This is a genomic window from Nocardiopsis sp. iso_186 (assembly GCF_056173365.1).
This window is the reverse complement of the sequence record NZ_CM149670.1, coordinates 4,033,278-4,058,303: the sequence shown is the minus strand read 5'-3', so window position 1 is coordinate 4,058,303 and position 25,026 is coordinate 4,033,278. Positions and strand designations below refer to the sequence as shown.

Sequence of the window (25,026 nt, the reverse complement as noted above, 5' to 3'; positions counted from 1 at the left end):
GCCTGCGCTACGTTCCCAGCTTGATGGAGGGGAGACGTGAGACGGCCCCTCCGCGGATCGTGCGGAGGGGCCGTCTACGGCTGTTCGGATGGCGAGGGCCCAGCCCCTAGGCGTGGACCCCGGCCCGTGCGCACTCCGTGCAGGTGCCAAACACCTCGACGGTGTGGGTCAGGTCCACGAACCCGTGTTTGGCGGCCAGGCCCTCGGCCCAGTCCTCCACAGCGGGTCCCTCGATCTCCACGGCCTTGCCGCAGGAACGGCAGACCAGGTGGTGGTGGTGCTCGTCGGTCAGACAGGCGCGGTAGACCGCCTCCCCGTCGTCGGTACGCAGCACATCGACCTCGCCCGCGTCACTGAGCGCCTGGAGCGCCCGGTAGACGGTCGTGAGGCCGATCTTCGATCCTTCGGCTCGTAGTGCCGCGTACAGGTCCTGGGCACTGCGAAAGCCGATGCTGTCGTTCAGTGCCTGCCGCACGGTCTCGCGACGTGTGCTCATGTCGGTACACTCCCCGCTTCTGTCCGGGAAATCGTACCCACGGACACGGTCGGCCGCGCATCGCGGCCGTGCCTGCCGCGCCGGACACGCAGCATCTGCCCCACGCCGATGGCGACGCCGAACACGGCGAGCGCGATCAGCACGATGGAGGCCCCGGGGGCGGTGTCGGTGTAGTAGGCGGTGGACAGTCCGCCCACTGCCGAGAGGACGCCGATCACCATGGCCAGCCCCATGGTCACCCGGAAACTCCTGGTCAGCTGCTGAGCGGCGGCCACCGGCACCACCATCAAGGCGCTCACCAGCAGCACGCCCACCACCCGCATCGAGATGACCACGGTCAGGGCTGCCGTCACCGCGATCACCATGCTCAGGAACCGCACCGGCAGACCGTGAGTGCGCGCCACCTCCTCGTCCTGGCAGAGCACGAACAGTTCACGGCCGAAGTAGGCCATCAAACCGAGTACGAGTACGGCCAACCCGACCATCACGTACACGTCCTGCTCGCTGACGGTGACCACGGAGCCGAACAGGAAACTGGTCAGGTTGCCGACGTTGGAACCCGGCGCCAGTCCGATGAGGAGAACGCCTCCGGCGATCCCGCCGTAGAACAGCAGTGCCAGTGCGACGTCGCCACTGGTGCGGGCGCGCACACGCACCAGTTCGATCAGGATCGCTCCCGCTGAGGAGACGATCAACGCGGTCAGTACTTCGGAGGTCCCGGTCAGGATGCCCAGCGCGACCCCCGTCAGCGCGACATGTCCGATCCCGTCGCCGAGCAGGGCCAGTTTGCGCTGCACCATGAAGGTGCCGATCGCCGGTGCGACCAGGCCGACCAGCGCGGCCGAGATCAACGCGCGGATCATGAAATCGATGGTGAAGAGCTCAATCACGGCGGGGGACCTCAAGGACCGGGACGGCCGGGGCGCTGCGCCCGGCGTCGGCGTGCGGGTGGACGTGGTCATGGCCGGGGCGGGCGCAGTCGCCCTGAGGGCTGAGGGGAAAGCCGTCATGGGCGATCTCGCCGTCGTCCAGCGTGACGGCGCGGTCGATGAGGGAGGCCAGCGGGCCCAGCTCGTGCAGGACCACCACGACGGTCGCCCCGCGCGCGGACAGCTGTCCGATGGTGGTGGCCAGTGCCTCCTGGTTGGTGGCGTCCACTCCGGCCATCGGTTCGTCCATGACGAAGGTGTCGGGCTCGGCTGCCAGGGCGCGTGCGATGAGCACCCGCTGCTGTTGGCCGCCGGAGAGTTCGTGAACCGAGTCCCCCGCGCGCTCGGTCAGTCCCACGGAGGCCAACGCCCGGTTGACGGCCGCGCGGTCGGCGGCGGTGGGCAGACGGAATCGGCGCCTCCGGGCGACCTGCCCGGAGGAGACGACCTCGCGCACGGTGGCGGGCACCCCGCCCCCGGCGGAGAGGCGCTGGGGGACGTAGCCGACCCTGGCCCAATCCCGGAAGCGCCGGAGCGGGCGCCCGTGTACCTCGATCGAACCCGAGCCGAGGTTCACCAAGCCGAGCATCGCGCGCAGCAGGGTGGACTTGCCCGACCCGTTGGCGCCGACGATGGCGACGGTCTCACCCGCGTCGATCGTCAAAGAGACACCGCGCAACACGGGAACGCGGTCGTACTCGACGACGGCGTCGCGCACCGTGAAGGCGGGGGAGCGCTCGAAGCCGCTCACAGCGGCGAGGTTCTGGGCGGGTAGAGCGTCTGTAGACACTTCACCAGTCTAAGAAAACGAAAACGGTTGTCAAAATAGACCGCTTTGTAGTATGCCCAGACCGAGCAGTGTCGCCGCCACGATGCAGCGCATCGCTCGCTCCGAGCGTTGGAGCCGCGGCCAGCCGAGGAAGGTGAGCCACGCGAAGAACGCCGCGATGAGCCCCAAGAGCAGTGCACCGGCGACTCCGGCCAGCATCAGCCCGGAGAAGAACACCCCGACCATCGCCACGGGCAGTACCCACCTGGGTGCGTTGTGCAGGACCAGGAGCGGCACGGCGCTGCGCTTCTCGATCGCGCGGCGCAGCGGTGAGGCGCCGGGGGTGTAAAGCGTCGTTCCGGGCGGCAACGGCCGTTCGGACGGTCCTTCCCGATCGGGCTTCTCGCGTTTGGGGGACACCCGACTCCTCCAGGGGGTTCGGCGCTAAACGGTCGGTAAAGCCTACTCAAGCGTACGGCGGCGCTTTTGGCCGTCCATCACGGTCGCCTGGTTTCCGGCCGCTGCCATGATGCGCCTGATGCGTTCGGGGGAGTTCATCCGGCGTTCGTACTCCGAGGGTGTTGCGCCGCCGCCCATGGCTACGCGCGGGTTGCGAAAAACTGCCGGGCCCGGGGTGGTGTCCATCCCGGAGAAGTGCAACTCCTCGGCCTTGCTGCGAGCGATGATCGTTGCCGCGTTGTCCTCGTTCACCCCGCTGCCGGGCATGACGACGATCCTGCCCGCGGCCTGCCCGATCAGTTCGGCCAGCAGTTCGACGCCCTCCAGCGCGGTCGCCTCCTGCCCGGAGGTGAGCACCCGCTCCACGCCCAGTTCGATCAGTGTCTCCAGGCCGCCACGGGGGTCAACGGTCATGTCGAAGGCCCGGTGAAAGGTGACGGTCAACGGGCCGGCCGCGTCCAGCAGGCGTGCGGTGACCGGGACATCGATCTCGCCCTCGGGCGTCAGGGCGCCGATCACCACGCCATGGACCCCCTCTCGGCGGAACTCCAGGATGTCCTGCTCCATCGCCGCGACCTCGTGGTCGTCGTAGATGAAGTCCCCGCCCCTGGGGCGGATGATCGGCAGTACGCCGAGGTCGGGAGCTGCAGCCAGTGCCGCACGCACCGTCCCCAGCGTCGGGGTCAACCCGCCCGCCACCAGTGCCGAGCACAGCTCGACCCGGTCGGCTCCGGCCTGTCCGGCGATGACGGTGCCGGCCACACTCTCCGTGCAGACCTCGAAGCGCAATGACATGGGCGGGACTCCTCGAATGGAAGGAAAAGTGGTTCGTACCGGTATAGACCACTGAAGATTTTGGCGGTAGACCGGCTCGGACGCCACCGGTCCGTGCCACGATGGGGGCGTGATCGTCATCACCAGACACACCGTTGCCCCCGAGGACGCAGACGACTTCGTGGCGCGTGCCGCCGCGGCGCTGGATGCGCTCGCCAGGCGACCCGGTTATCAGTCGGGCTCGATGGCGCGTGCCGTTGACGAGCCGGAGCTGTGGACCGTCGTCACCGAGTGGGAAGGGCCCGGCTTCTACCGCAGGGCTCTCTCGAACTTCGATGTCAAGATCGCCGCGGTTCCGCTCCTGTTGACCGCCCACGACGAGGCGAGCGCGTTCGAAGTGGTGTCGCGCAGACCCGCCGACGGTTAATTGCTTTCACGTCGCCGCAACCGGGCGTACCGTCGAAGAGGAGCGCGAGAGGCGGACCCGGACGTATTCCCGTTCGGGCACGTCAACGCCGACAGGTCCAATAGGCTTGGCGCTCACCCTTTTCAATCGAGCATCGCGCCTTCTACGCGATCCGCCGACCGCCAGCCGGATGGAGAGTCAATCAACCATGGCCGCCAAGTCAGAGGCAATGGACACCCTGGTCAATCTCGCCAAACGCCGGGGTCTGGTCTACCCGTCCAGTGAGATCTACGGGGGTCTGCGCGCCTCTTGGGACTACGGCCCGCTGGGCGTGGAGCTGAAGAACAACGTCAAGCGCCAGTGGTGGCGTTCGATGGTCCAGGAGCGCGACGACATCGTGGGCCTCGACTCCAGCGTCATCCTGGCGCGTGAGGTCTGGGAGGCGTCCGGCCACATCACCGCCTTCGTGGACCCGCTGACCGAGTGCCAGTCCTGCCACAAGCGTTTCCGGGCCGACCACCTCGTCGAGGCCTATCAGGAGAAGCACGGCAAGGAGCCCGCGGGCGGCCTCGCCGACCTCAACTGCCCCAACTGCGGTGCCAAGAGCTCCTTCACCGAGCCGAGGATGTTCAACGGCCTGCTGCGCACCTACCTGGGCCCGATCCAGGACGAGAGCGGCCTGGCCTTCCTGCGCCCCGAGACCGCGCAGGGCATCTTCATCAACTACAAGAACGTCGAGCAGTCCGCACGGCGCAAGATCCCGTTCGGGATCGGCCAGGTCGGCAAGTCCTTCCGCAACGAGATCACGCCCGGGAACTTCATCTTCCGCACGCGTGAGTTCGAGCAGATGGAGATGGAGTACTTCGTCAAGCCCGGCTCCGACGAGGAATGGCACCAGTACTGGATCGACACCCGGTTCCAGTGGTACACGGACCTGGGCATCAACAAGGACAACCTGCGGCTCTTCGAGCACCCGCAGGAGAAGTTGTCGCACTACTCCAAGCGGACCGTGGACATCGAGTACCGGTTCAACTTCATCGGCAGCGAGTGGGGAGAACTGGAGGGAATCGCCAACCGCACCGACTACGACCTGAAGACGCACTCCGAGAAGTCGGGCACCGATCTCTCGTTCTTCGACCAGGAGAGCAAGGAGCGCTACATCCCCTACGTGATCGAGCCGGCCGCAGGTGTGGACCGCGCGCTGCTCACGTTCATGCTCGACGCCTACTCCGAGGACGAGGCCCCCAACGCCAAGGGCAAGCTGGAGAAGCGCGCCGTCATGCGGTTGGACCCGCGGTTGTCGCCGGTCAAGGCGGCGGTGCTGCCGCTGTCGCGCAACACCGACCTCTCGCCCAAGGCCCGCGACCTCTCGGCCGCGTTGCGCAAGCGGTGGAACGTGGAATTCGACGATGCCGGCGCGATCGGGCGCCGCTACCGCCGCCAGGACGAGATCGGCACCCCGTTCTGCGTCACGGTCAACTTCGACACCCTTGAGGACGACGCCGTGACCGTTCGCGAGCGCGACACCATGAGCCAGGAGCGCGTCGCCCTGGACCAGGTCGAGCGTTACCTCTGGGAGCGCCTGCCCGGCTGCTGAGGCATCGGTCGGAGACCGCGAAACGGGCCGCGAAGCAACTGCTTCGCGGCCCGTCGTGTTCGGTGTGGAGGCGGCCGGCTCCGGGGGGAATGAGGTGCTCCGGCCGCCTCGCGTGGCCGGTCCGGTGAACGGTCCGACCAGGCACCAACCTAGTGAGATAGCACTCATTCGTTCGGTGTTTTGTCCGTTGAGTCCGACCTCGTAAGTCAATCGTGACTAATGCCGCGAAGCGGTCAGCTCGATGGTGACGTTCCGTGCAGATGACGTCAGCCCACCGTGTAGACCACGAAGGACACCGCGATGTAGTGGCAGACGAAGGCCGCGATCGTCAGTGAATGGAAGATCTCGTGGAAGCCGAACCAGCGCGGCGCCGGGTTGGGCCATTTGAGTCCGTAGACGACCGCTCCAAGGCTGTAGAGGACGCCGCCGACCAGGATCAGGATCCAGGTCGCGGGGTGGGTGCCACCCACCAGTTGCGGGATGAACAGCACCGCGACCCAGCCGATGGCCAGGTAGAGGGCGGTGGACAGCCAGCGCGGGGCGTTCAGCCAGAACATTTTGAACAGCACGCCAGCCGTGGCGCCGCCCCAGATCACGGTCATCATCGCGGTGCGCAGCCCGCCGCCGAGCACCAGAAGCACGAACGGCGTGTAGGTTCCCGCGATGATCAGATAGATGTTGGCGTGGTCCATTCGCCGCAGTACCGCTACGGCCCGGTTGGACCATCGGCCCACGTGGTAGATCGCCGATGTGCTGAACAGCAGTACTGAGCTGATCGCGTAGATGGCGCTGGCCAACCGGGACAACCCAGTGGGGGCCAGCGAGACCAGGACGACTCCTGCCGCCAGGGCAAGGGGTGCGGTGCCCAGGTGCAGCCAGCCGCGCAGTCGGGGTTTGACCGCTTCCAGGAAGTCGGCTGCGGCCGAGCCTGCCTTGGCGACGGGGTCTCCCGTGCTTGCGTCGGAGTCGCTGCGTCCGTGTGGGCGCCGCTCCTCGTTGGCCTGCTCCACTGACACGTTCGTCTCCGTCATTTCGCTGTATGGCGGCCGCCGACGGCGACCGGTGGATGAGCCGGAATGCCCGGCTCTCTGGTGAAACTCTACCTACGCAACCGTAGGTTACTTGAAGGTAGGGATGTGGCGCTCGGCACATTCCGATGTTCGGGGTGCCGTATTGGACCAATGCTGCCGAGGGTGGGGCGGCCGAAAAATCTTTATCCCATTCGAGCAGCGGTTATTGAAGTCCTCGGGGCTGTCGGAGTGCCCGTGGCGGCTGTCCGGGCACGAAAATCACTGGACCATTGGTCTAGTCCAAATTAATGTCGCTGACCTGCAAAAACGCTTAAATTGCGCCGTGGTTAGCTGTGTTGCTCTGCACGCTCGGGTAGAGTCGCGCCAGTTCGAGGTCAAGCGGCCGTGAAAAGGAGCCACCCGTGCCCAAGTACGTCTTCGACTTCACCGAGGGCAACAAGGACCTCAAGGACCTGCTCGGCGGCAAAGGCGCCAACCTGGCGGAGATGACCAACCTCGGGCTGCCCGTGCCCCCGGGATTCACCATCACCACCGAAGCGTGTCGGCACTACCTGAAACACCAGGCCCTGCCCCAGGGCCTCGACGCCCAGATCGACGAGAAGCTCGCTGCGCTGGAAGCCGCGATGGGCAAGCGGCTCGGCCAGACCGACGACCCGCTGTTGGTGAGCGTGCGTTCGGGGGCGAAGTTCTCCATGCCCGGCATGATGGAGACCGTCCTCAACATCGGCCTCAACGACGAGTCGGTCGAGGGGCTGGCAGCGCAGGCCGGCGAAGCCCGGTTCGCCTGGGACTCCTACCGCCGCCTGATCCAGATGTTCGGCAAGACCGTCCAGGACATCGACGGCGAGCTCTTCGAGGACGCCATCGAGGAGGCCAAACAGCACAAGGGCGTCAGCGACGACCTCGACCTCGACGCCGGCGACTTCAAGGCACTCGTGCAGACCTTCAAGAAAATCGTGCGCGACGCGACCGGCAAGGAGTTCCCGGCCGATCCCCGTGAGCAGATGAAGCAGGCCATCCGGGCGGTCTTCGACTCCTGGAACGCGCCGCGCGCCATCCTCTACCGCCGCCAGGAGCGCATCCCCACCGACCTGGGGACCGCGGTCAACATCTGCTCCATGGTCTTCGGCAACCTCGGTATGAGCTCGGGGACCGGTGTGGCCTTCACCCGCGACCCCGCCTCCGGTCAGCAGGGCGTCTACGGCGACTACCTGCAAAACGCCCAGGGCGAGGACGTGGTGGCCGGGATCCGCAACACGGTCCCCCTGGGAGACCTCGAACGGATCGACCCCGCTTCCTACGCCGCACTCATGGACATCATGGAGACGCTGGAGACGCACTACCGCGATCTGTGCGACATCGAATTCACCATCGAGCGCGGCAAGCTGTGGATGTTGCAGACCCGCGTCGGCAAGCGCACCGCCGCCGCGGCCTTCCGCATCGCCAACCAGCTCATCGACCAGGGCCTCATCACCCTGGACGAGGCCGTCTCCCGGGTGACCGGCGACCAACTCGCCCAGTTGATGTTCCCCCGGTTCGATTACGCGGCCAAACGCCACCGGCTGGGCCACGGGATGAACGCCTCCCCGGGGGCGGCCGTCGGCCGGGCCGTCTTCGACTCCTACACCGCGATCAAGTGGTCGCGCAGCGGCGAGGACGTCATCCTGTGCCGCCGCGAGACCAACCCCGACGACCTGGAGGGGATGATCGCCGCCCAAGGCATCCTCACCAGCCGTGGCGGCAAGACCTCCCATGCCGCCGTCGTCGCCCGCGGCATGGGAAAAACCTGTGTCTGCGGTGCCGAGGAACTCGACATCGACACCAAGAACCGCCGCCTGGTCGCCCCCGGGGGAGAGGTCATCGAAGAGGGCGACGTCATCTCGATCGACGGCACCAGCGGCGCTGTCTTCCTCGGCGAGGTCCCGGTCGTCTCCTCACCGGTCGTGCGCTACTTCGACGGCGAGATCGACCCCGCTTCGGACCAGGCCGACGACCTCGTGCGCGCGGTGCACCGGTTCATGCAGTACTCCGACGCCGCTCGTCGGATGAACGTGCGCGCCAACGCCGACACCCCCGAGGACGCCGCGCGCGCCCGCCGGATGGGCGCGCAGGGCATCGGACTGTGCCGCACCGAGCACATGTTCCTGGGCGATCGCCGGGCGCTCGTGGAGCGGCTCATCCTGGCCGATACCGACAAGGAGCGGGAGGAGGCGCTGGCAACCCTGCTGCCGATGCAGCGCGAGGACTTCGTCGGCATCTTCGCAGCAATGGACGGACTGCCCGTCACCGTACGCCTGCTCGACCCGCCCCTGCACGAGTTCCTCCCCGACATCACCGAACTGTCGGTACGTGTGGCCGTCGCCGAGGCCCGCGGGGAAGAGCACGAGGGCGACCTGCGCATGCTCCAGGCGGTTCACCGCCTCCACGAGCAGAACCCGATGCTCGGCCTGCGCGGCGTGCGTCTGGGCCTGGTCGTGCCCGGACTGTTCACCATGCAGGTCCGCGCGATCGCCCAGGCCGCGGCCGAGCGCATCAGGGAGGGAGGGCGGCCGCGTCCCGAGATCATGATCCCGCTGGTGGGGACCGTCCAGGAGCTGGAGATCGTCCGAGACGAGTCGATCAAGGTGATGCGGGAGGTCGGAGAGGAAGCCGGAGTCGAGCTGGACTTCCCGGTCGGCACCATGATCGAACTGCCGCGCGCCGCATTGACCGCCGGGCAGATCGCCGAGAGCGCCGCCTTCTTCTCCTTCGGTACCAATGACCTCACCCAGACGGTCTGGGGGTTCTCCCGCGACGACGTCGAAGCGTCGTTCTTCTCCAACTACCTGGAGAAGGGCGTATTCGGGGTCTCTCCGTTCGAATCGTTGGACGTTGACGGAGTCGGACGGCTGATCACGCTGGCGGTCCAGGAGGGGCGGGAGGCACGCCCCGGTATCAAGCTCGGCGTCTGCGGTGAGCACGGTGGCGACCCGGCCTCGGTGCACTTCTTTCACCAAGCCGGTCTGGACTACGTGTCCTGTTCTCCGTTCCGGGTGCCCGTGGCCCGCCTGGAGTCGGGGCGCGCGGCCAGACGCTGACACGGCGTCGGCCGAGCCCGCCCCGGCGACGATTTCGGCGGACCCGGTGCACCACCGGGTCCGCCGCCCGACTGTGGCAGTCAATACAGGACAAACGGGTTATCTCGTTGTGACCTTCTCGTAGTATTGGCAATCGAGGAGCGAAAAACAGCAGACCCGTCCGAGTGCGCCCCGGTTCCGTTTCCCGAGGACCGTGCCGGCTCCGGTGCTCCTTATGCGCTGCGCCTCCGGAGGTCGCTATCGTTTCGCGCAGACAGGGTCCGTTGTCGATCGTTGAGGAGGTCGCGGGTGCGCATGACCGGGGATGGCCGCGAGGGGGAGGGCCGTCAGGCCCCAGGCGCCGCCGCGTCCCATGACGAGGTGACCCAGGTCTTCACCAGGGCCGACAACGACGCCGACGAGTCGGAGGCAGCCGACCCGGGACCAGGATCGGGTTCCGACACCTTCAGCCGGTCGCCAGATCGCGCACACGCGCAGACCTTCACCCGTCCTGCCGGGTTCGGCAGGGCCGCCGATGTGCAGGAACCGCGAGCCCTGACCGAGCCTTTCGGCCATAACGACCGTGCTACCCGCACCATGGACCGTCCGGTCCGAGACGACCCGAGACCGGGGCGGGAACGTTCCGAGGGCGTCACCCAGACCATGCGCCGCGCCTCTGTCGCGGAACCACTGGACGACTTCTTCGACGACGATGACGACGATGACGACGCGGGTGCAAGCACGCGCCGACGCACCCCTGCCCGCCGGCGCCGACGCCGTTCTCCTGCCGCACTGGTGCTGGTCCTGTTGATGCTGACCGCGGTCATGGTTCCGGTCGGTACCTGGGGCTGGGTCTGGTATACCGCACGCCAGGACGACCGCCCGGTCTCCGACGCGATCGTCGTCCTGGGGGCCAGCCAGTACAACGGCACTCCCTCACCCGTCTTCGAGGCCAGGCTCAGCCACGCCGCCGAACTCTACGGAGACGGCGTCGCCCCCGCCATCGTCACTGTCGGCGGCAAGCAGCCCGGCGACAATTTCACCGAGGGCGAGAGCGGCCGAAACTGGCTCATGGAGGCAGGGATCCCCGGCGACCAGATCGTCGCGATCGGCGACGGCAGCGACACCCTGCAGAGCCTCGAACTCGTCTCCGATGTCTTCCGTGAGCGTGGATGGGGCACCGCCGTCATCGTCAGCGACCCGTGGCACTCGCTGCGCTCCCGCAAGATGGCCGAGGACTTCGGCATCGAGTCGGCGACCTCACCGGCCCGTTCCGGTCCCGCCGTGCGCGAGCGCGACACCCAATTGCGCTACATCACCCGGGAAACCGTCTCGCTGTGGCATTACTGGATCTTCGGAGAGAGCGCCACGGTCCGGGTCGACGCCGTCTGACCCCGCCCAGGTCCGCTCGTCCCTGCGATCACCGGCCGGCCGAAGAGCCCGGACATCCTTGCGGCCCAGTGCCCGCCCACGAGCGGGCACGGCGCCGACGCCACGGTGGGGCACGTCATATGCGCTTTCGTTGCCGGAATTGCTTAAAGTCGGATGGACCATGACAGTCAATACCGTCGTCCCCACCAGCGCCTACACCGACTTCGACCGGGAGCGATGGGCTCCCGAACCGCCCAAGAGCCGTTCGCGCAGCACGTTCGAGCGGGATCGGGCCCGAGTCCTGCACAGTTTCGCGCTGCGCAGACTCGCCGCCAAAACCCAGGTCGTCCAGCCCGGCGCCAGCGATTTTCCCCGCACCCGGCTCACCCATTCACTCGAGTGCGCCCAGATCGGCCGTGAACTCGGCCAAGGGCTCGGCTGCGATCCCGACCTCGTAGAGGCGGCATGCCTGGCCCACGACCTCGGTCACCCGCCCTTCGGTCACAACGGGGAGACCGCACTGGACGTGGCGGCCCGTTCCTGCGGCGGATTCGAGGGCAACGCCCAGAGCCTGCGCCTCCTCACCCGGTTGGAGGGCAAGGTCGCTACCGCCGACGGGCGAAGCGCAGGGTTGAACCTGACCCGTGCCACCCTGGACGCGACCCTCAAGTACCCGTGGGAGCGCGGCTGCGGGCCCCGGACCCACAAGTTCAACGCCTATGCCGACGACGCCGACGTCTTCGCCTGGGCGCGCGAGGGCGCGCCGGCGGGCCGCTCCTGCTTCGAGGCGCAGATCATGGACTGGGCCGACGACGTCGCCTACTCCGTGCACGACCTGGAGGACGGTCTCTACGCCGGGCTGATCAGCCTGGACGCCTTGCACAGCCCGGTCGAACGGGTCGAGGTCGTGGCCATGGCCGCGAAACGCTATTGCGACGCCGACCCAGCAGAACTGTCGGAGGTCTTCGAGCACCTGCTCACCCGGTCCTTCTGGCCGGCTTCCTACGACGGCGACCTCACCTCCCTGGCGGCACTGAAGAACCTGACCAGCCAGCTGATCGGTCGCTTCTGCCGTGCCGCGGAGCAGGCGACCCGTGCTGCCTACGGACCGGAGCCGCTGACCCGTTACGCCGCCGAACTGGTGGTGCCCCGCCGCCAGCTCCTGGAGTGCGCCTTGCTCAAGGCCCTTGCCGCCCACTACGTGATGGCGCGCTCGGAGGCCCAGGCCTACCAGGCCCGCGAGCGTGAGGTGATCGCCGAACTGGTGTCGGCGATACGTCTGGGTGCCCCCGCGACGCTGGACACGCCTTTTCGCGCCGACTACGCCGCCGCCCGCGACGACGCCGCGGCCCTGCGAGTCGTCATTGACCAGGTATCCGCCCTGACCGACACCTCAGCCCTCGCCTGGCACGCCCGACTACTGAGCTGAATCCGGCGGCAAGAGACGTGCGCCACTCCCTTGACCCCCCATTGTGTTAGCGCTAACAATGTAGCTCACGTCACAGCAGAGTGCGTGACGTGTCACACGGGGGAGTGGTGGGGCCATGTCGTCGGCCAGCAGCAGGGAGCCGGTCATGGCCGACGTGGCCAGACTCGCGGGGGTCTCGCACCAGACGGTGTCGCGCGTCCTCAACTCCCATCCCAATGTCAAGCCGGCCACTCGGACCCGGGTCCTGGTCGCGATCGAGGAGTTGGGCTACCGCCGCAACTCCTCGGCCCGCGCCCTGGTCACCCGCCGGACCAGCGTCATCGGGGTCGTCGCCTTCGACCTCACCCTTTACGGGCCCGCGCGCACGCTCGCCGGGATCGAGCAGGCGGCCCGCGCACAGGGATATTTCCTCAGCATGGTCGGTCTCCAGGGCGTCACCCGTGAGGCGATGCGCGAGGCCATGGACTATCTCGCCCAGCAGTCCGCCGAAGGGTGCATCGTCATCGCCCCCCAGCGCATCGTCGTCGACGCACTCGCCGAGCTCGCCTTTCCCCTGCCGGTGGTGGCGGTGGAAGGAGGGGAGGCGCCCGGACTTCCCGTGGTCTGCGTTGACCAGCGAGGAGGTGCGCGCGACGTCGTGCGGCACCTGCTGGCGCAAGGGCGCCATCGCACCGTCCACCATCTCGCCGGCCCGCTGGGCTGGCTCGAGGCGGAGGGGCGGGTGCTGGGTTGGCGTCAGGCGCTGGAGGAGGCCGGGCGCCCGGTTCCCGAGCCCGTCTACGGCGACTGGAGTTCACGCTCGGGTTACACGCTCGGTGCGCAACTGGCAGCCGATCCCGACGTCAGCGCGTTGTTCGTCGCCAACGACCAGATGGCGTTGGGAGTCCTGCGGGCGCTTGCCGAAGCGGGGCGGCGGGTGCCCGAGGACGTCAGCGTCGCAGGGTTCGACGACATCCCCGAGGCAGAGTTCTTCACCCCGCCCCTGACCACCGTCTTCCAGGATTTCGCCGAGGTCGGCCGGCGCAGCATCAACCTCCTGCTCGACCGTATCGAGGCGCCCCGTTCCACCGAGCCTCCCGCCTCCGACATCGTTCCCGCCCGGCTGATCGCCCGGGCCAGCGCCCCGTGAATCGCCCCTGACCAGGATGCCCTGACCTTTCGGTGCCCTACCGAGGAGCCAACCGTGAACCTGAATGTTAGCGTTAACATTTCATCTTCCTGCGTGGTGGGAATCGACTTCGGGACGCTCTCGGGCAGGGCCGTCGTCGTGCGCGCCAGTGACGGCACCCACCTGGGCGAGGCCGTCCACGCCTACTCCAACGGAGTCGTCGAGACGACCCTGCCCGGAGCGGTCACCGCCCTGGCACCCGACACTGCCCTCCAAGTCCCCGACGACTACCGCGACGTCCTGCGCAGAGCCGTCCCGGAGGCGTTGGCGACAGCAGGGGTCCCCGCACACAGTGTCGTCGGCATCGGGGTGGACTTCACCGCATGCACCGTGCTTCCCACCACCGCTGACGGCACACCGCTGGCCGAACTCCCCGACCTCGCCGCCCGCCCGCACGCCTACCCCAAGCTCTGGAAGCACCACGCCGCCCAGCCCCAGGCCGACCAGATCACCACCCTGGCCCGCGAACGCGGCGAGCCCTGGCTGGCCCGCTACGGCGGCAAGATCTCCGCGGAATGGCAGTTCGCCAAGGCCCTCCAGGTGCTCCAGGAGGACCCCGAGGTCTACGACCGTGCCGAACGCTGGATCGAGGCCGCCGACTGGATCGTGTGGCAGCTGTGCGGACACGAGACGCGCAACATCAGCACCGCCGGCTACAAGGGCATCCACCAGGACGGTGCCTATCCCGACCGCGACTTCCTGGCCGCGCTGCACCCCCGCTTCGCCGACTTCGCCCGGGACAAGCTCGAACACCCCATCTCCCAACTGGGGGAACGCGCTGGGGGACTCACCGCCCGTGCAGCAGCCTGGACCGGACTTCCCGAAGGGATCGCGGTCGCGGTCGGCAACATCGACGCCCACGCCACGGCTGCCGCCGCCCAGACGGTCGAACCGGGCCGCATGCTCGCGGTCATGGGCACCAGCACCTGCCACCTCGTCAACTCCGAGACCCTGGCCGAGGTCCCGGGCATGTGCGGTGCCGTGCGCGACGGCATCATCCCCGGTCTGTGGGGCTACGAGGCCGGCCAGAGCGGGGTCGGCGACATCTTCGCCTGGTTCACGCGCACCGGAGTCCCCGGCGACTACGCACAGGAAGCGGCCGCCCAGGGGCTCTCCGCCCACGAACTGCTCGCCGCAAGGGCCGCCGACCAGCCCGTCGGCGGGCACGGACTCGTCGCGCTGGACTGGCACAGCGGCAACCGTTCGGTCCTGGTCAACCACGGCCTCTCCGGGGTGATCGCCGGTCTGACCCTGGCCACCCGCCCGGAGGAGATCTACCGTGCCCTCGTCGAGGCCACGGCGTTCGGTACCCGCACCATCGTGGAGACCTGTGAGCGCAACGGGGTGCCCGTCCACGACATCACCGTCGCCGGCGGCCTGGTCGCCAGCCCCTTCGTCATGGGGATCTACGCAGACGTCCTGCGCCGGCCCCTGCACGCCACCGACTCCGACCAAGGGCCCGCCCTGGGCGCGGCCATCCACGCCGCGGTCGCCGCCGGCGCCCACCCCACCATCCAAAAGGCCGCCGTCGCCATGGGCCGGGTCCGCCGCGACGCTTTCACCCCCGACCCCGGCCGCGCCGACGCCTACGACGCCCTCTACGCCGTCTACACCGAACTCCACGACCACTTCGGGCGCGGCGCAAGCGACGCCCTGCACCGGCTGCGCCGCATCCGCAACGCCACTCTGGAAGGGAACCGATGAGCCGCCCAGCCGAGACCCTGCGCCGGGTGCGCGAGGAGGTCAACCGCCTGCACGCCGAACTCCTCCGCTGGGGATTGGTCGCATGGACCAGTGGAAACGTCTCGGCTCGCGTGCCAGACGCCGATCTGATGGTGATCAAACCCAGCGGACTGGGATACGCCGACCTCACCCCCGACACCATGGTCGTCACCGACCTGCACGGCACCGTCGTCGAGGGAGAGCACGCCCCCTCCAGCGACACCGCCTCCCACGCCTACGTCTACCGTGCGATGCCCCACGTCAACGGCATCGTCCACACCCATAGCCCCTACGCCACCGCCTGGGCGGCCCGCAACGAGGCCGTGCCCTGCGCGATAACCGCCATGGCCGACGAGTTCGGCGGGGAGATCCCCTTGGGGCCGTTCGCCCTCATCGGCGGAGACGAGATCGGCCGCGGCATCGTGGCCACCCTCTCCGGGCACCGCTCCCCGGCGGTCATCATGCGCGGCCACGGAGTCTTCACCATCGGCGCCGATGCCCAAGCGGCGGTCAAAGCCGCGGTCATGTGCGAGGACGTGGCCCGCACCGTGCACCTGGCCCGGGTGCACGGCCCCCTCCAACCGTTGCCCGAGCACCATGTTGACGCCCTCTACGAGCGCTACCAGAACGTCTACGGCCAGCACGACGACCCACAAGGAGCACGGCCATGAACCACCGCCAGCCCCGCATCGGCGTTCTCGGCATCATGCAGTCCCTCTACGACCAGATGCTCCCCGAGATCACCGAACGCCAGGCCGGATACGCGGCCGACGTCGCCAGGCGGTTGTCCGCCGTCGCCGATTGCACGGTCGCACCCCCGGCGCGGTCCCGGGCCGACGCCGAACGAGTCGTCCGCGACTTCGAGAACGCCGACCTCGACGGGGTACTCGTCATCATGCTCACCTACGGCCCGTCGCTGCGCGTCACCCGGCTGTTCAGCCAGATGCGGCTGCCGGTGTGCCTGGCCAACATCCAGCCCGAACCCTCGGTCACCCCCGCCTGGGACATGGCGGACATGACCTACAACCAGGGCATCCACGGCGCACAGGACACCGCTAACGCCATGGTGCGCGCCGGACTCGCCTTCGACGTCGTCACCGAGGAATGGGACACCGATGCGTTCGCCGAGCGCGTGGGCCGCTGGGCACGAGCCGCCCGCGCGCTCACCGCCTGGCGGCGCCTGCGTGTAGGCGTCTTCGGGTACGCGATGAACGGAATGGGCGACGCCCGCTTCGACGAGAGCGCGCTCATCCGTGCGCTCGGCCCCGAGGTGCACGTCATCGCCCCGGGCGAACTGCACCGCACCATGGGCGAACTGCCCGACGACGTCGTCACCGAACTCCTTGACTGGGAGGACGGACGCTTCGAAGTGGACCCCCGCCTGACCAAGGAGGAGCGCCAGGACCACGCCCGCCTCCAACTGGGAATCGAACACCTTCTCACCGCCTACGGCTGTGAGGCCTACTCCACGCACTTCGACGCCATCGGCGAGGACGGCCGCTTCACCCGGCTCCCCATGGCGGCGGCCTCGACCCTCATGGCCAAGGGGTACGGGTTCGCCGGTGAAGGCGATGTGCTCGCCGCATCCGTCGTCCACGCCGGGGCGAGGCTGTGCGGGGACGGCCACTTCACCGAGATGTACGCCATGGACTTCCCCACCGACTCCATCCTCATGAGCCACATGGGGGAGGGGAACTGGAAGGTCGCCCGCGACGACGAACCGGTCCGCCTCATCAAACGGCCGCTGGGAATCGGCGACCTCGACGACCCGCCGACCATCGTGTTCCGCGTCCGGCCCGGACCCGCGACACTCGCCTCCCTCGTCGCGCTGGGCGGTGAGCGCTTCCGCCTGGTCGTCAGCGAGGGCGAGGTCCTGGACAGCCCGCCCCTGCCCGCTTTGGAGATGCCCTACGGGCAGTTCCGGCCCGAAACCGGGGTGCGCGCCTGTATGAACGCCTGGCTGCGCGCCGGGGGCACCCACCACATGGTGATGAACCTGGGCCACCGCGCAGCCGACTGGGAGGTGTTCTGCACCCTGGCCGGCATCGAGTTCCACCGCGTATGACCAGCCAACCGCCCACTCCCGGCAGTACACCCCCTCCTGCCGACTCCTGACTTCTTTGCCCACTCCTCGCTCCGCCCTCCGGAGCCCCCCTTACAGAGGTGCTGACATGAAGAAGACCACGGCTTTCGCGGCCCTGCTGCTGAGCGCCTGCCTGACCCTCTCCTCCTGCGCAGTGGGCGACGCCGCCCGCTCGGAGGGCGAGAACGGTACGGCCGGGATCGCCATGCCGACAAAGTCCTCCGAGCGCTGGGTCAACGACGGCGCCAACATAGTCGCCGAGTTCGAAGAACTGGGCTACGCCGCAGACCTCCAGTACGCCGAGGACGTGGTGGAGAACCAGATCTCCCAGATCGAGAACATGATCACCAAGGGCGTTGACGTCCTCGTCATCGCCCCCATCGACGCCGGGGCCCTCAGCGACGTCCTCGAACAGGCCGACAGCGCCGACATCCCGGTGATCTCCTACGACCGGCTGATCCTCGGCAGCGAGCACGTGGACTACTACGCCACCTTCGACAACTTCCAGGTCGGAGTGCTGCAGGGCACCTACATCGAAGAGCGGCTGAACCTGGCCGGAGAAGAAGGGCCCTTCACCATCGAGCTCTTCGGCGGCTCACCCGACGACAACAACGCCTACTTCTTCTACGACGGTGCCATGTCGGTCCTGCGCCCCTACATCGACGAAGGCGTACTCGAAGTGCGCAGCGGTCAGACCACCATGGAGCAGATCGCCACCCTGCGCTGGGACGGCGCAGCCGCCCAAGCCCGGATGGACAACCTCATCGGCGCCAACTACAGCGAAGACGACCTCGACGCCGTGCTCTCCCCCTACGACGGCATCAGCATCGGCGTCATCTCCGCCCTCAAGAGCTCCGGCTACGGAACCGACGCCAAACCCATGCCGATCATCACCGGCCAGGACGCCGAGGTCGCCTCGGTCAAGTCGATCATCGCCGGCGAGCAGACCCAGACCGTCTTCAAGGACCTCCGCGAACTCGCCGCCACCGCCGCCACCATGGCCGACGCCATCGTCAGCGGAACGGAACCCGAGGTCAACGACACCGAGACCTACGACAACGGCGTCAAGATCGTTCCCTCCTACCTCTTGGAACCGGTGTCGGTGGACACCGACAACTACGAGTCGGTGCTCCTCGACAGCGGCTACTACACCGAGGACGCGCTGGCGGGCTGAACCGCTGCCCGGCGAGGAGACCGACAATGACCGACCACATCCTGCGCATGAGCGCCATCACCAAGGAGTTCCCCGGGGTCATGGCCCTGGCAGACGTGGACCTGGAGGTGGAACGGGGCGAGATCCACGCCCTGATGGGGGAGAACGGCGCCGGCAAGTCCACCCTGATGAAGGTGCTCAGCGGGGTCTACCCGCACGGCTCCTACACCGGCGACATCCTGGTTGACGACAAGGTCTGCGCGTTCGACGGGATCAAGGACAGCGAAGCCGCGGGCATCGTCATCATCCACCAGGAGCTGGCGCTCATCCCGCAGCTCTCGATCGCCGAGAACATCTTTCTCGGCAACGAGCGGGCCCGGCGCGGCGTCATCGACTGGGGGCGCACCACCGGTGAGGCCACCGAACTACTGGCCAGGGTCGGGCTCGACGCCGACCCGTCGATGCCGGTGGCCGCACTCGGGGTCGGCGGCCAGCAACTCGTGGAGATCGCCAAGGCGCTGTCCAAACGGGTGCGTCTGCTGATCCTGGACGAGCCCACCTCCGCGCTCAACGCCCGCGACAGCGACACCCTCCTCGCCCTGCTCGACGGATTGCGCGAGCACGGCATCACCTCCATCCTCATCTCCCACAAACTGGAGGAGATCACCCGAGTCGCCGACTCCATCACCATCCTGCGCGACGGCCGCACCATCGAGACGCTGCGCACCGACTCCGGCGAAGTCACCGAGGACCGCATCATCCGCGGCATGGTGGGACGCGACCTCGACCATCGCTTCCCCGAACGCGAAGGCGACATCGGGGAGGTCCGGTTCCGGGTGAGCGGCTGGACCGTGGACCACCCCACCCAGTCCGGACGACGAGTCGTGGAAGACGTCGGACTGGAGGTGCGCCGCGGCGAGATCGTGGGCATCGCCGGGCTGATGGGGGCCGGCCGCACCGAGTTCGCGATGAGCCTGTTCGGACGCTCCTACGGCCGCTACGTCTCCGGGCGGGTCCACCGCGACGACCGGGAGCTGCGCATCCGCGACGTCGGCGACGCAATCGCCGCCGGTATCGCGTACGTACCCGAGGACCGCAAAGAACTCGGACTCATCCTCGACGACGACATCCGCCGCAACACCACGCTGGCCGCACTGGGCAAGGTCAGCCGGCGCCGCGTCATCGACCCCGGCCAGGAGGTGGTCCTGGCGGAGGAGTCCCGCCGCCGGCTCGGCGTCAAGAGCCGCGACGTCTTCCAGGCGGCCGCCGACCTGTCCGGCGGCAACCAACAGAAGGTCGTGCTGGGCAAATGGGTCTTCACCGACCCCGAACTGCTCATCCTGGACGAGCCCACGCGCGGCATCGACGTCGGCGCCAAGTACGAGATCTACCTCATCATCCGGCGCCTCGCCGCCCAAGGGCGCAGCGTTTTGCTCATCTCCTCCGAACTCCCGGAGCTCCTGGGCATGTGCGACCGCATCTACGTGATGAACCGGGGCCGTATCACCGGACAACTGCCCCGGGAAAGCGCAGCCCAGGAGCCCCTCATGCGACTCATGACCACCGCGAGCACCCCAAGGCGTGATGCCCCGTGATTGCCCTTCGCCGCCTAATGCGCGAGAACGCCCGGCAGTACGGGATGCTGATGGCGCTCGTCGTCATCGTCGTCCTCTTCGAGATCCTCACCGGCGGGCTGCTGCTGCGCCCCCTCAACGTCACCAACCTGATCATGCAGAACAGCTACGTGCTGATCCTGGCGATCGGGATGATGATGGTCATCATCACCGGCCACATCGACCTCTCGGTGGGCTCCATCGTGGCCTTCGTCGGCGCCACCTCCGCCGTCATGCTCACCGGGTGGGGGCTGCCCACCCTCGTGGTGGTGCCACTCGCCCTGCTCATGGGCGCGCTCATCGGCGCCTGGCAGGGCTTCTGGATCGCCTACGTGCGCATCCCCGCCTTCATCGTGACCCTCGCGGGCATGCTCATCTTCCGCGGTGCCACCATGATCGTCCTGGGGGGCGAGTCCATCGGCCCGTTGCCCGACTCACTGCGCGCGCTGGGATCGGGCTACGTCCCCGACATCGTTGACGCGCCGGTGCACGTGCTCACCCTCGTCCTGGGGGGCGCGGCGGCCGCGGTACTCGTGTGGACCCAGTCGCGCAGTCGTGCCCGCTCCCTGCGCCACGGCCTGGGCACGTCGTCGGCACGGGTCTTCGCCCTCAAACAGGCGGCGCTGGTGGCCGTCGTGCTGACCTTCGCCTTCGTTCTGGCCGTCCACCGCGGCATCCCGGTGGTCGGGTTGCTGCTCCTCGCGCTGATCGTCGTCTTCTCGTTCGTCATGAACGCCACCACCATGGGGCGTCACGTCTACGCGGTGGGCGGCAACGAGAAGGCGGCGATGCTGTCGGGCGTCAAGACCAAGGAGACGACCTTCTGGGTCTTCGTGACCATGGGAGCACTCTCGGCCCTGGCCGGCCTGGTCTTCATGGCCCGCCTCAACGCCGCCACCCCGCGGGCCGGGACGATGTTCGAACTGGACGCCATCGCCGCTGCCTTCATCGGCGGGGCGTCGGCGGCCGGCGGCGTCGGTACCGTCATCGGCGCCGTCGTAGGCGCACTGGTCATGGGCGTCATGAACAACGGAATGTCGTTGATCGGCCTCGGAGTGGACTGGCAGCAGGGCATCAAGGGCCTGGTCCTGTTGGCAGCCGTCGCGTTCGACATCTACAACAAGAACCGGGTGGGCACCCGGCGCAGGAAGAACCGCGCACAGCACACCGCCCCCGACAGCGGTGAACCGGTCCCGGCGCAAGAGAAGGGCAGGGCCCCGGCGATGTGACGAGCTTGTTATCGCCCGATCATCCCGGTGAGCACCGGGAGCGGTAGGTTTTGGCCGGTCGTGCCGGGGGTTCGGCGCGACCGGTACCGCGCGGCCGCTCATGGCCCGCCGCTACCCGAACCGAGGAAAGAACCGATGGCCAAACACGCGAAGTTCGTCGTAGCCCTCCACCCGGAGGACGCCCGCCTCATCCTGCAGGAGGTGCTCACCGCCGCACGCTACCGCTACTCCTGGGAGCACCAGCAGCGCGGCCTGGCGGAGAAGGGCAGCAAGACCAAGGCGGCACTGCTCGGGGTCTTCTCCATGTACTACCCCTACTCCCTACAGATCGACCTCAACGGCGACGACACCGTCACCGTCTCGCTGTTCCAGGCCAGCACCGGGATGATGGGCGGCGCCATCGGCATCACCAAGGTGCGCAAAGAACTCGATGCGCTCGTCACCGCCACCCGCCTGGCCTATGAGGCCAAGGGCGTGCTGCGCCACCTCGACATCGGCTGAGGGCACTGAGGTCCGGGGCCGCCCGCCAGGCCCCGACCGCGGACGCCGCGCAAGCGCCCTGTGCTCCACCGTCATCCCGACGAACTACCCTGATCTATCGTGGCCGGTCGAATCAGAGACGAAGACGTCGCACTCGTGCGAGAGCGTTCCCCCATTGCCGACGTGGTGGGTGAGTACCTCCAGCTCCGCAACGCCGGCGGCGGCTCCCTCAAGGGCCTGTGCCCCTTCCACGACGAGAAGTCCCCCTCGTTCAACGTCACCCCCTCGCGCAACCTCTGGTACTGCTTCGGGTGCGGCGAAGGCGGCGACGTCATCGCCTTCGTCCAGCAGATGGAGCACCTGAGCTTCGTCGAGGCGGTGGAGAACCTGGCCCGGGGGGCGGGCATCCAGCTCCGCTACGAACAGGGCGGCTACGTTCCCCGCAACGAGCAGGGGCAGCGCCAGCGCCTCATCGAGGCGCACAAGGCCGCGGCGGAGTTCTACGCCGAGCAACTTCTCAGCCCACAGGCCCAAGAGGCGCGCCGTTTCCTCACCGAGCGGGGGTTCATGCGGGCCGACGCCGAGCACTTCGGAGTGGGGTACGCCCCTCCCGGATGGGAGTCCCTCACCACCCACCTGCGCGGGAAGGGCTTCACCGACAAGGAGATCATCCTCGGTGGCCTCGCCAGCCAGGGGCGGCGCGGCCCCTACGACAAGTTCCGTAACCGCCTGCTGTGGCCGGTACGCGAGGTCACCGGCGAGGTCGTGGGGTTCGGCGCCCGCAAGCTCGACCCCGACGACGACGGCCCCAAGTACCTCAACACCCAAGAGACCCCGCTGTTCAAGAAGAGCACTCTGCTCTACGGCATCGATCTCGCCAAACGCGAGATCGCCAAGCAGCGCCAGGCCGTCGTCGTCGAGGGATACACCGATGTGATGGCCTGCCACCTGGCCGGGGTCACCACCGCCATCGCCACCTGCGGTACTTCCTTCGGCGAGGAGCACGCCAAGATCCTGCGGCGGATGCTTCTCGGCCGCTCGGAGTTCGGGGGCGAGGTCATCTTCACCTTCGACGGCGATGCCGCAGGACAAAAAGCCGCCCTGCGCGCCTTCGAGGAGACGCACGGGTTCAGCTCCGACAGCTTCGTCGCGGTGCAGGCGGATGGACTCGACCCCTGCGACCTGCGTATCCAGCAGGGTGATGCCGCTGTTCGCGACCTGGTCGCAGCGCGTAAACCACTCGTGGAGTTCGTGATCCGCAGCCGGATCATCGAACACAATCTCGACACCAATGAGGGGCGCCTGGCCGCGATCGACGCCGCGGCGCCCGTCATCGCGACCATCCGTGACAGCGGTCTGCGCCGTGAGTACGCCAAGGACCTCGACAAGTGGACCGGCTTCATGGACGAGCAGCAGGTGCTGCGCCGGGTGTCGCAGCACATGAGCGACAAGCGGGCATCGCGCGGCCAGCGGCAGGCACCCGAGCCCGTACGTCCCGTGGCCCCCGCCGAGGCGGCCGTCTACAACCTGCGCGACCCCTCACTGCAGCGCGAGCGTCAGGCCCTCAAGATCGCCATCCAGTTTCCCGGCCTGGCGGCCGGCTTCGACCAACTCGATGACGACACGTTCGGGGTGCCCCAGCACCGGGCCGTCCATCAGCTGATCCGGACGCAGGGCGGTGTGGAGGCGGCAGCAGACCCCGGCCAGTGGGCGGGGCGACTGCGCGAGGCCGCACCCAACGAGGCCCAGCAGGGCCTGGTGACCCAGCTCGCGGTGGAACCGCTCGAGGTTGACGGAGAACTCGACGAACACTTCGCCGGACTAATTATCGGCACGGTAAGAATTCATTCCATTAATCGTCAAGAGTCAAACCTGAAAGCCCGGTTGGGTCGGCTCGACGCGATCGCCGATGCAGAGGAGTGCACCGCGATCCTGACGCAGCTCGGTGCGCTTGGCCAGCGCAAACGAGCGGCCCGGGATCGTTTCTCCGGGGGTGCGTGACGCGAGGGTGACAAAATTAGACCTCTCTATATCGGGGCGATAACGGGCACACTGTAGGTGTGGCTCTTTCGGCGCTGTCCAGTGAAATACCACCGATCCGGCAGGTGGTGGAACTGGTCGCGGGCGAGAAGACCGACGGCGCTGTCCCCCTGGCCGACGTCCTCTCCGTCCTGGACCGGTTGGATGCTCCTGCCGAGGCGCTCGAACATGTCGTTCGCGGCCTGTCCCAACAGGGGGTCAACGTCATCGACCCGGCCGAGGAGGAGCCAACGGCCCTCGGAACGGGCCGCGGTGCTCCGACCAGCGACCTCGTCCGCACCTACCTGCGCGAGATCGGGCGCGTTGCGCTGCTCACGGCGGAAGAAGAAGTGGAGCTCGCCAAGTCGATCGAGGTCGGGCTCTGCGCTCGGCAGAAGCTCTGTGCGGTCAACCTGTCCCGCATCCCGGCACCCGGGCCCGACCCCGACCGGCTCGCCGACCTCCGCGCACTCGAATGGGAGGGCGAACGCGCGAAGAACCGGTTGATCGAGGCCAACCTCCGGTTGGTGGTGTCCATCGCCAAGCGCTACATCGGGCGCGGGCTGATGCTCCTGGACCTCATCCAGGAGGGCAACCTCGGGCTGATCCGCGCGGTGGAGAAGTTCGACTACGCCAGGGGCTACAAGTTCTCCACCTACGCCACGTGGTGGATCCGCCAGGCGATCACCCGCGCGATCGCCGATCAGGCCCGCACCATCCGTATCCCGGTGCACATGGTGGAGACCATCAACAAGCTGATGCGCGTCCAGCGCCAGCTGCACCAGGAACTGGGCCGCGAGCCCACTCCGGACGAGGTCTCGCGCGAGCTCGGTCTCGGCGGGGAGCGGGTAGCCGAGATCCAGCGCATCGCCCAGGAACCGGTCTCGCTCCAGGCCCCGATCGGCGAAGAGGACTCCGACTTCGGTGACTTCATCGAGGACTCCGACGCCGTGGTGCCCGTGGAGGCCGCCGCGTTCATCATGCTCCAGGACCAGTTGATCGGGATGCTGGGCGAACTGTCGGCGCGGGAACAGCGCATTCTCGAACTTCGCTTCGGTATGGCCGACGGCAGTCCACACACCCTTGAGGAGGTCGGACGGGAGTTCGGCGTCACCCGGGAACGTATCCGCCAGATCGAGTCGAAGGCCCTGGCGAAACTGCGCCAGCCCTCCCGTGCACAGATGCTGCGCGACTACTTGAGGTGATGGCGGAGCCGGGCGCACGGCCATCGCTGCCCGCAAC

At 67.9% G+C, this 25,026-nt stretch carries 21 protein-coding genes; 15 read left to right on the top strand and 6 right to left on the bottom strand.

What is annotated here, in order from left to right; genetic code table 11:
* Nucleotides 1-106: 106 nt before the first annotated feature.
* Genes AC0VYP_RS17835 through AC0VYP_RS17815 form a run of 5 tightly spaced genes read right to left on the bottom strand, consistent with a single transcriptional unit; the run spans nucleotide 107 to nucleotide 3,448 of the window.
* Entirely contained in the window at nucleotides 107-496 is a 390-nt protein-coding gene (locus tag AC0VYP_RS17835; RefSeq protein ID WP_285757209.1) for a Fur family transcriptional regulator, read from the bottom strand.
* On the bottom strand, nucleotides 493-1,386 hold the full coding sequence (locus AC0VYP_RS17830) for a metal ABC transporter permease (RefSeq protein WP_432707412.1): 894 nt from the start codon (nucleotides 1,384-1,386) through the stop codon (nucleotides 493-495). Before AC0VYP_RS17830 ends, AC0VYP_RS17835 begins: the two co-directional genes overlap by 4 nt.
* On the bottom strand, nucleotides 1,379-2,215 hold the full coding sequence (locus tag AC0VYP_RS17825) for a metal ABC transporter ATP-binding protein (protein ID WP_285757208.1): 837 nt from the start codon (nucleotides 2,213-2,215) through the stop codon (nucleotides 1,379-1,381). Before AC0VYP_RS17825 ends, AC0VYP_RS17830 begins: the two co-directional genes overlap by 8 nt.
* Before the next feature lie 30 nt (nucleotides 2,216-2,245).
* Nucleotides 2,246-2,614: a DUF6703 family protein gene (locus tag AC0VYP_RS17820; protein ID WP_285757207.1), complete on the bottom strand. Its 369-nt coding sequence runs from the start codon at nucleotides 2,612-2,614 to the stop codon at nucleotides 2,246-2,248.
* A 42-nt stretch (nucleotides 2,615-2,656) separates the two neighbouring features.
* The gene (locus tag AC0VYP_RS17815) at nucleotides 2,657-3,448 is read right to left on the bottom strand and encodes a copper homeostasis protein CutC (protein WP_285757206.1); all 792 of its coding nucleotides are present in this window, start codon (nucleotides 3,446-3,448) and stop codon (nucleotides 2,657-2,659) included.
* Nucleotides 3,449-3,557: 109 nt separating this feature from the next.
* Here AC0VYP_RS17815 and AC0VYP_RS17810 point away from each other — a divergent pair, with 109 nt between their 5' ends.
* Complete coding sequence (locus AC0VYP_RS17810) at nucleotides 3,558-3,854, top strand: antibiotic biosynthesis monooxygenase family protein (protein ID WP_475470795.1); 297 nt, start codon at nucleotides 3,558-3,560, stop codon at nucleotides 3,852-3,854.
* A 187-nt stretch (nucleotides 3,855-4,041) separates the two neighbouring features.
* A complete protein-coding gene (locus AC0VYP_RS17805) occupies nucleotides 4,042-5,430 on the top strand; it encodes a glycine--tRNA ligase (RefSeq protein WP_475470793.1) in 1,389 nt (462 codons plus the stop codon).
* Nucleotides 5,431-5,696: 266 nt separating this feature from the next.
* Here AC0VYP_RS17805 and trhA read toward each other — a convergent pair whose 3' ends face one another.
* Nucleotides 5,697-6,461, bottom strand: coding sequence for a PAQR family membrane homeostasis protein TrhA (gene trhA, locus AC0VYP_RS17800; protein WP_285757202.1), 765 nt, complete (start codon nucleotides 6,459-6,461; stop codon nucleotides 5,697-5,699).
* 401 nt (nucleotides 6,462-6,862) lie between these two features.
* Here trhA and ppdK point away from each other — a divergent pair, with 401 nt between their 5' ends.
* The 13 genes from ppdK to rpoD all read left to right on the top strand — a co-directional run bounded on the left by ppdK (nucleotide 6,863) and on the right by rpoD (nucleotide 24,989).
* Nucleotides 6,863-9,538, top strand: coding sequence for a pyruvate, phosphate dikinase (gene ppdK / locus AC0VYP_RS17795; RefSeq protein WP_285757201.1), 2,676 nt, complete (start codon nucleotides 6,863-6,865; stop codon nucleotides 9,536-9,538).
* Between the two features lie 294 nt (nucleotides 9,539-9,832).
* Complete coding sequence (locus AC0VYP_RS17790; protein ID WP_285757200.1) at nucleotides 9,833-10,909, top strand: YdcF family protein; 1,077 nt, start codon at nucleotides 9,833-9,835, stop codon at nucleotides 10,907-10,909.
* Between the two features lie 160 nt (nucleotides 10,910-11,069).
* Nucleotides 11,070-12,317, top strand: coding sequence for a deoxyguanosinetriphosphate triphosphohydrolase (locus AC0VYP_RS17785; protein WP_285757199.1), 1,248 nt, complete (start codon nucleotides 11,070-11,072; stop codon nucleotides 12,315-12,317).
* A gap of 115 nt (nucleotides 12,318-12,432) precedes the next feature.
* Nucleotides 12,433-13,446 carry a LacI family DNA-binding transcriptional regulator gene (locus AC0VYP_RS17780; RefSeq protein WP_285757198.1) on the top strand — a complete coding sequence of 338 codons (1,014 nt, stop codon included), beginning with the start codon at nucleotides 12,433-12,435 and terminating at the stop codon, nucleotides 13,444-13,446.
* A gap of 93 nt (nucleotides 13,447-13,539) precedes the next feature.
* A complete protein-coding gene (gene araB / locus AC0VYP_RS17775; RefSeq protein WP_475470790.1) occupies nucleotides 13,540-15,189 on the top strand; it encodes a ribulokinase in 1,650 nt (549 codons plus the stop codon).
* Nucleotides 15,186-15,878: an L-ribulose-5-phosphate 4-epimerase gene (locus tag AC0VYP_RS17770; protein WP_285757196.1), complete on the top strand. Its 693-nt coding sequence runs from the start codon at nucleotides 15,186-15,188 to the stop codon at nucleotides 15,876-15,878. The genes araB and AC0VYP_RS17770 overlap by 4 nt, the downstream gene beginning before the upstream one ends.
* Nucleotides 15,875-17,272, top strand: a complete 1,398-nt coding sequence (locus tag AC0VYP_RS17765; protein ID WP_285757195.1) for an L-fucose/L-arabinose isomerase family protein — start codon at nucleotides 15,875-15,877, stop codon at nucleotides 17,270-17,272. Before AC0VYP_RS17770 ends, AC0VYP_RS17765 begins: the two co-directional genes overlap by 4 nt.
* A gap of 106 nt (nucleotides 17,273-17,378) precedes the next feature.
* Nucleotides 17,379-18,464 (top strand): multiple monosaccharide ABC transporter substrate-binding protein, encoded by a 1,086-nt coding sequence (chvE, locus tag AC0VYP_RS17760; RefSeq protein ID WP_285757194.1) that lies wholly within the window; start codon nucleotides 17,379-17,381, stop codon nucleotides 18,462-18,464.
* 26 nt (nucleotides 18,465-18,490) lie between these two features.
* Nucleotides 18,491-20,038: a multiple monosaccharide ABC transporter ATP-binding protein gene (gene mmsA, locus AC0VYP_RS17755; protein WP_475470789.1), complete on the top strand. Its 1,548-nt coding sequence runs from the start codon at nucleotides 18,491-18,493 to the stop codon at nucleotides 20,036-20,038.
* 17 nt (nucleotides 20,039-20,055) lie between these two features.
* Nucleotides 20,056-21,285, top strand: coding sequence for a multiple monosaccharide ABC transporter permease (mmsB, locus tag AC0VYP_RS17750; protein ID WP_475474284.1), 1,230 nt, complete (start codon nucleotides 20,056-20,058; stop codon nucleotides 21,283-21,285).
* A 135-nt stretch (nucleotides 21,286-21,420) separates the two neighbouring features.
* Nucleotides 21,421-21,786 carry a hypothetical protein gene (locus AC0VYP_RS17745; protein ID WP_285757191.1) on the top strand — a complete coding sequence of 122 codons (366 nt, stop codon included), beginning with the start codon at nucleotides 21,421-21,423 and terminating at the stop codon, nucleotides 21,784-21,786.
* Nucleotides 21,787-21,885: 99 nt separating this feature from the next.
* Complete coding sequence (gene dnaG, locus AC0VYP_RS17740) at nucleotides 21,886-23,766, top strand: DNA primase (RefSeq protein WP_285757190.1); 1,881 nt, start codon at nucleotides 21,886-21,888, stop codon at nucleotides 23,764-23,766.
* Between the two features lie 104 nt (nucleotides 23,767-23,870).
* A complete protein-coding gene (gene rpoD, locus AC0VYP_RS17735) occupies nucleotides 23,871-24,989 on the top strand; it encodes an RNA polymerase sigma factor RpoD (protein WP_475470788.1) in 1,119 nt (372 codons plus the stop codon).
* Nucleotides 24,990-25,026: the final 37 nt, after the last annotated feature.

Bases quoted from the DNA above. Each gene is read 5' to 3' on its own strand.
- AC0VYP_RS17835 (WP_285757209.1), bottom strand. From the start codon at position 496: ATGAGCACACGTCGCGAGACCGTGCGGCAGGCACTGAACGACAGCATC.
- AC0VYP_RS17815 (WP_285757206.1), bottom strand. From the start codon at position 3,448: ATGTCATTGCGCTTCGAGGTCTGCACGGAGAGTGTGGCCGGCACCGTC.
- AC0VYP_RS17805 (WP_475470793.1), top strand. From the start codon at position 4,042: ATGGCCGCCAAGTCAGAGGCAATGGACACCCTGGTCAATCTCGCCAAA.
- trhA (WP_285757202.1), bottom strand. From the start codon at position 6,461: ATGACGGAGACGAACGTGTCAGTGGAGCAGGCCAACGAGGAGCGGCGC.
- AC0VYP_RS17790 (WP_285757200.1), top strand. From the start codon at position 9,833: ATGACCGGGGATGGCCGCGAGGGGGAGGGCCGTCAGGCCCCAGGCGCC.
- AC0VYP_RS17785 (WP_285757199.1), top strand. From the start codon at position 11,070: ATGACAGTCAATACCGTCGTCCCCACCAGCGCCTACACCGACTTCGAC.
- AC0VYP_RS17780 (WP_285757198.1), top strand. From the start codon at position 12,433: ATGTCGTCGGCCAGCAGCAGGGAGCCGGTCATGGCCGACGTGGCCAGA.
- AC0VYP_RS17770 (WP_285757196.1), top strand. From the start codon at position 15,186: ATGAGCCGCCCAGCCGAGACCCTGCGCCGGGTGCGCGAGGAGGTCAAC.
- AC0VYP_RS17765 (WP_285757195.1), top strand. From the start codon at position 15,875: ATGAACCACCGCCAGCCCCGCATCGGCGTTCTCGGCATCATGCAGTCC.
- chvE (WP_285757194.1), top strand. From the start codon at position 17,379: ATGAAGAAGACCACGGCTTTCGCGGCCCTGCTGCTGAGCGCCTGCCTG.
- mmsA (WP_475470789.1), top strand. From the start codon at position 18,491: ATGACCGACCACATCCTGCGCATGAGCGCCATCACCAAGGAGTTCCCC.
- mmsB (WP_475474284.1), top strand. From the start codon at position 20,056: ATGCGCGAGAACGCCCGGCAGTACGGGATGCTGATGGCGCTCGTCGTC.
- AC0VYP_RS17745 (WP_285757191.1), top strand. From the start codon at position 21,421: ATGGCCAAACACGCGAAGTTCGTCGTAGCCCTCCACCCGGAGGACGCC.